Source organism: Candidatus Neomarinimicrobiota bacterium (assembly GCA_041862535.1).
Taxonomy (GTDB): domain Bacteria; phylum Fidelibacterota; class Marinisomatia; order SCGC-AAA003-L08; family TS1B11.
This window is the reverse complement of the sequence record JBGVTM010000023.1, coordinates 1-2,447: the sequence shown is the minus strand read 5'-3', so window position 1 is coordinate 2,447 and position 2,447 is coordinate 1. Positions and strand designations below refer to the sequence as shown.

The window sequence follows — 2,447 nt, the reverse complement described above, 5'->3', positions numbered from 1 at the left end:
ACTCAGCCCTTCGGGTGAGGGGTTGCATGCTGCTTGTCCTTTCGTCAGCAACTGTCTTGTAGATCGGCAGCTCATCAAGCTAATAAGGGAACTTTTCGATATCTTTTTACACCTTGTTGAACGACTGAAAAGAGGGTAGGATTGAGCTCGGAGTCGACTGCACCAGCAAGGCTTGATCGTCAGCTACCCTGCCATCAGGGTCTCCACTAAGATGCACAAGGCAAAGGAAATCGTTGGACATCTGTATTCCCGAGACGCGACGTCTGGGGGGATAATCAGAAACGCAGGGTAAAGACCGTCGACTCGTTGCGAACTGATTTGAAGCTAACGGTTCCCTTATGAAGCCGCATGATCTGCCTGGATAGGCTCAAGCCGATGCCGGAGCCCTCCTCCTTGGTGGTAAAAAACGGGGTGAATATCTTCTCCCTGACGTCATCCGTGATGCCGGGGCCGTTGTCGGTGACGGTGATGGCGACTCTCCCCCGGTCATCCAGCCGCGATTGTAGTTCGATCTTTCCGTCCGAGGCATCTTCCAAGGCCTCGATGGAGTTCAGCATCAGATTTATCAACACCTGCTCGATCAATTCTGGGTCCGCGGTAAGCTCCAGGCTTCTCGGCTCGACTTCGGTCACCAGCTGGATGCCTGGCTCCTCGATCTGCTTTTTCATCAGCTGGCCCACCCGCTCCAAAAGCTCTCTGACCGGAAATATCTCGAAGTTGGGCCTGGGGATTCGGGTCAAATTCCTGTACGCATCCACAAAATGCAGAAGTCCCTCACTTCTGTTGTGAATGGTCAAGGCGGCCTCACGAATGTCTTCCTTCGCCTCGGGGCTGACGCGGACCGAGCCGTCGTGTGGCGATTCCTCCGCTTTGGCCACCAGATCGTTGACCGTCGAAGCCAGGGAAGCGATGGGGGTAACAGAGTTCATTATCTCATGGGTCAGGACCCGGATGAGCTTCTGCCAGGCCGTCATCTCCTGCTCGGCCAGCTCGCTTTCGATATCCTGCATGGAGACTAAGGTGATGGAGCGGTCGGGAAGCCTGAACTCAGTGGCACAGACGGCAAGGGTGAGGGTCTCTTCGCCATCATCCACCTTGACCAGTGCCCTTTCTCCCGGCTTGGAATTCAACAGAGTCTCAACCAGGCGCGGTGAAAACGATTCCAGCGATCTGACGTTCTTCAGGTGGTTGACTCCCAGCAGGCGTTTCGCGGCGCTGTTGATTAGATCCACTCTTCCCGTCTGATCGAAGGACAAGATCCCCAGTCCGATGTGCTGCACCAGAGTCTGAAGATAACGGTACTGAGCCTCTTTCTCGGAGCGGACCCTCTGGAACTCAGAGATCACATCCGCGAATGCGGCATTGAGCTCCTGAAAAGAGGAGCCCCCTTGGCGGCTTGAAAATGTCTGCGAAAAATCGGAATACCTTATGGAGGCGAGAAATCTGGACAGGTCTCTGTTGGTTTTCTCGACGTAGTGGATGAGCGAGACCACCTCCAGTATGATCGCGGCTCCCACTATCAGGCTGGTGGCAAACAGCGAGGTCTCGCGCACCAGGTAGATTAAAAGAAAGATGGTAGCCGCCAGCAGTGCGATCCTGATCATGCAGATTACGCGAAATGACCTATAGCCCATACTTCTGAATTCTCCGATAGAGTGACGTTCTGGTCAGACCGAGTTCTTTGGCCGCGTACGAAACATTACCGCCGTGCTTGGCCAGGACCTTTCGGATGACTTTCTCCTCCACTAAGTCCAGATTGTAAGTCTCCAATGCCAAGCCGTCACGTTTGGTCCGGGGCTGTGTCAGGAAGAAATCCTCCGGCTCAAGCGCATCCGAATCGCTCATGATCACCGCCCTCTCCACCGCGTGTCGCAGCTCGCGAACGTTTCCGGGCCAACTGTATTTTTCAAGCCTGGTCAAGGTCGACGCCTGGATCTTCTTTGTGGGTTTCTGGTATTTCCGACAGTAGATACCCAGAAAGTGCTCAACCAGAAGCGGAATGTCCTCGGCGTGCTCCCGGAGAGGCGGGAGCCTTATCTCCACCGTGTTGATCCGGTAAAGGAGATCCTGACGAAACCGGTTCTCCTCCACCATCTCGTAGATGGGCGTGTTCGTGGCGCAAATCAGCCGGATGTCTATGGGTACGAGCGTACCCGATCCCACCCGTGTTACCGTGCGGTTCTGCAACGCGGCCAAAAGCTTGGCCTGAAGCGGGAGATGCAAATTGCCAATCTCGTCTAAAAACAGGGTGCCGCCGGATGCCATTTCGAACCTTCCGGCCCGGTTTTCCTTGGCGTCTGTGAAGGCTCCCTTGACGTGGCCAAAAAGCTCGCTTTCAAACAGGGTCTCGGGTATCGCGCCCATGTCCACCGAGATGAACACTTCGTCAGCCCGCGTGGACTGACGATGAATCTCTCTTGCCGCCAGCTCCTTCCCGGTTCCGTTCT

The 2,447-nt window shown here is 55.2% G+C and carries 2 protein-coding genes; both read right to left on the bottom strand.

The window, feature by feature from the left end; translation table 11 throughout:
* Window positions 1-275: 275 nt before the first annotated feature.
* Entirely contained in the window at window positions 276-1,604 is a 1,329-nt protein-coding gene (locus tag ACETWG_00925) for a PAS domain-containing sensor histidine kinase (GenBank protein MFB0515151.1), read from the bottom strand.
* Between the two features lie 19 nt (window positions 1,605-1,623).
* Window positions 1,624-2,447 (bottom strand): sigma-54 interaction domain-containing protein (locus tag ACETWG_00920; protein ID MFB0515150.1); only part of this gene is annotated, 824 nt, incomplete at its 5' end.